The sequence below is a fragment of the Coprobacter sp. genome (assembly GCF_982436375.1).
In genome coordinates this window covers 1-3,581 of the sequence record NZ_CEWDCG010000255.1, presented here as the reverse complement: position 1 = coordinate 3,581, position 3,581 = coordinate 1, and the positions used below count along the sequence as shown (strand labels likewise).

Here is a 3,581-nt window from a genome sequence, read left to right as displayed (position 1 = left end):
AGGTTTTCATAATCAATTATTCTAAAACTAGAGAATCCCGCTCATTCGAACGGGATTCTCAATATATTATTTGTTTTTGTTTTATAATAAAAATCCCGTTTTACTTTCGTTTAAAGTAAAAATAGAAATAAAAATATGTAAAGCTAAAAGTGTTCATCATGCAACTATGTTATTTTTATGGCTACAAAAGTAATGATTTGTTTTTTCAATCAAAATATTTTTGTCTTTTTTTTGCATTATGGATAAAAATATTTTTATTTGCTATCCGAAAATGCTCATTGATTTAATATGTCAGGTTGATATGCGGTAAAATCAATGTCCTTTTTAGGACATTTTTTCTACCAAATAGACCTTTTTTTATACATTGTAGAATCCGTACCTTCGTAGTCAATTTTGATTAGAAGAATTTAGGGTGGGGACAATAAAAAAGAGGCTTTTCCCTGATTTTGGTATAATCTTATTTATGGGTTTGAATTTCTCCTCGGAAATCGTAATGAGTGATTTTGTTAATTTATTGATTTCTAAGGAGATTTAAGAGTGTGTATAAATAGAATTTAATTAACTGATAATAATATCTAAACTGGCGGATATTCAGGGGAAATCTCGGAAAATTCGCATAATTTTATAAACTTGGAAGAAATGAAACAGGAAATTAAGCCGGCAAACGGTCGTTTGGGTGTCTTGGTTGTGGGAGTAGGTGGTGCTGTCTCAACCACAATGATTACAGGAACATTAGCTGCCCGTAAAGGATTGACAAAAGCTATCGGCTCAATCACACAGATGGCTACAATGCGTATGCAAGACGGTAACGAAAAACTTATCAAGGATATTGTTCCTTTGGTTGACCTGAACGATATCGTATTCGGAGGTTGGGATATTTTTCCGGATAATACATACGATGCAGCCTTATATGCAGAGGTTCTGAAAGAAAAAGATTTGAATCTTGTAAAAGACGAATTGCAGGCGATCAAACCGATGCCTGCCGCATTCGACCATAATTTTGCAAAACGGTTGAATGGTACTCATATTAAAAATGCTGCTACACGTTGGGATATGGTAAAGCAGTTACGGGAAGATATTCGTAATTTTAAAGCTGCAAATAACTGTGATCGTATTGTTGTATTATGGGCTGCAAGTACCGAAATTTATATTCCGATGAGTGAAGAACACAAGTCTCTTGCTTCTCTGGAAAAAGCGATGAAAGACAATAATACGGAAGTTATATCTCCAAGTATGTGCTATGCTTATGCTGCTATTGCAGAAGGTGCTCCATTTATTATGGGTGCTCCGAATCTGTGTGTAGATATTCCGGCTATGTGGGAATTCTCGAAAAAACAAAATATTCCTATTGCAGGTAAGGACTTCAAGAGTGGTCAGACATTGATGAAGACGGTTCTTGCTCCGATGTTCAAGACTCGAATGTTAGGTGTTAGTGGGTGGTTCTCTACAAATATTTTAGGAAATAGAGACGGAGAAGTCCTTGATCAGCCTGAAAATTTCAAAACAAAGGAAGTCAGCAAATTATCTGTTATTGATAATATTTTTGAGCCTGAAAAGTTCCCTGATTTGTATGGTGATGTATATCATAAAGTTCGTATCAATTATTATCCTCCACGTAAAGATAATAAAGAAGCTTGGGATAATATCGATATTTTCGGCTGGATGGGATATCCTATGGAAATCAAAGTCAACTTCCTTTGTCGGGACTCTATTCTTGCCGCACCTATAGCTCTTGATTTGGTTATTTTCAGTGATCTTGCGATGCGTGCAGGAATGTGTGGTATCCAAACATGGTTGTCATTCTTCTGTAAAAGCCCGATGCATGATTTCGAACATCAACCGGTGCATGACCTGTTCCAACAATGGCGAATGGTAAAAGAAACTCTTCGAAATATGGTAGGAGAGACTGCTCCAAGTTATTTGGATTAATTAGTGTAACTATCGCATAATTTTGTCGGATCGATTTATGAAGAGAGCTAAATTATTCCATATAATTATCGCATCCGGTTTCGGATCAGGATTTTCTCCATTTGCTCCTGGAACGGCAGGAGCTCTTGTTGCTGTTATTATTTGGACGGTATTATTCTATGTAATACCGTTCAATATCTTATTAGTCGTAACAAGTTTGCTTATAGTTCTTTTTACTGCAGCCGGAATTTGGTCGGCCGATAAGTTAGAATCAGAGTGGGGAAAAGATCCGTCAAAAGTGGTTGTTGATGAAATGGTGGGAGTTTGGATTGCTCTACTTGCTGTACCGGTAGGGAATGTCTGGTATATTTTGTTTGCTTTTTTATTGTTTCGCTTTTTTGATATCTTTAAGCCACTGGGTATTCGTAAAATGGAACAGTTGGAAGGGGGAATCGGTGTAATGGCAGATGATATTTTAGCCGGAATATACAGTTTTCTTTTGCTGATGGGAGTAAGATGGTTGATCGGATAAAAAAATATGCAAAAATAGTTTCGGAAAGAGACGGTTTCTTTATGTTTTTGAGAGCACAATTGTCCTCTCAATTAGCGACAATAATAGATTTCATTATTACTATAGGACTCGCAAAGTTGTTTAGCGTTTATTATGTCTATGCAACTTTTGCGGGTTCTTTTTTCGGAGGAATTGTTAATTGTATCGTTAATTATAAGTGGACATTCCGGCCAGAAAATTGTAAAAAGATAAATATTGTGATTAAATATATTCTGGTTTGGTGTGGAAGCCTTTTTCTCAATGTCGGGGGAACATTTCTTATAACGGAAGCTATTACTAAAGTGATATATATTCAGAATATTTTTGGTCATTATTTAGACAATCTGTTTATATTTTCTAAAATATTGGTTTCTTTAGCTGTCGCTTTTTTTTGGAATTATAATATGCAGCGTATTTTTGTTTATAGAAATCACGAACTGAAATTTTTTTTTAAACGTAGAAATTAAATTTAAAGTACATAAGAATGAAATTCAGAGATTGGGCTCAGCAGATAATCTATAGAATCATTGATCCAGTGGTACATAAGTTAGTAAAGGTTGGGATAACTCCTAATATTGTAACTACCACAGGGCTATTTTTTAATATTGTATCAGCCGTCATTTTAATTTATGGAGGAATATATGGAGAAAAAAATGATTTCTCTTATATAGGTTGGGCTGGCGGGGGTATTTTATTTGCTGGATTATTCGATATGTTGGACGGACAAGTTGCACGTATTGGAAAAATGAGTTCTTCTTTTGGGGCATTATATGATTCGGTACTTGACAGGTATAGTGAATTGATCGTGTTTTTAGGGATCTGTTCCTATATGATGGCACAAGGTTATGTTGTCGGGTTTATAATTGCATTTATTGCATTAGTCGGATCATTGATGGTCAGTTATGTTAGGGCTAGAGCAGAAGGTCTCGGCATAGAATGTAAAGTAGGGTTTATGCAGCGTCCAGAACGGGTTGTATTAACAGCTATTGGAGCATTAGGATGTGGGGTGTCTTCTTTTTTTATATATGAAGAATCTGTGTTAAATCCTATTTACATATTTGAGGCAGCACTGCTCATTATTGCTATTTTTTCTAACATTACGGCATTTACTCGCTTAGCTCAT

At 35.3% G+C, this 3,581-nt stretch carries 4 protein-coding genes; all 4 read left to right on the top strand.

Going from position 1 to position 3,581, the window contains the following annotated elements; genetic code table 11:
• Positions 1–639: 639 nt before the first annotated feature.
• Positions 640–1,929: an inositol-3-phosphate synthase gene (locus AC1WHX_RS11255; protein WP_022391108.1), complete on the top strand. Its 1,290-nt coding sequence runs from the start codon at positions 640–642 to the stop codon at positions 1,927–1,929.
• Positions 1,930–1,966: 37 nt separating this feature from the next.
• Entirely contained in the window at positions 1,967–2,440 is a 474-nt protein-coding gene (locus AC1WHX_RS11250; RefSeq protein ID WP_009317054.1) for a phosphatidylglycerophosphatase A family protein, read from the top strand.
• The gene (locus tag AC1WHX_RS11245) at positions 2,425–2,925 is read left to right on the top strand and encodes a GtrA family protein (protein WP_022602678.1); all 501 of its coding nucleotides are present in this window, start codon (positions 2,425–2,427) and stop codon (positions 2,923–2,925) included. The genes AC1WHX_RS11250 and AC1WHX_RS11245 overlap by 16 nt, the downstream gene beginning before the upstream one ends.
• Before the next feature lie 17 nt (positions 2,926–2,942).
• Positions 2,943–3,581, top strand: a 639-nt coding sequence (locus AC1WHX_RS11240; protein ID WP_481229373.1) for a CDP-alcohol phosphatidyltransferase family protein, incomplete at its 3' end; no start/stop codon positions are given.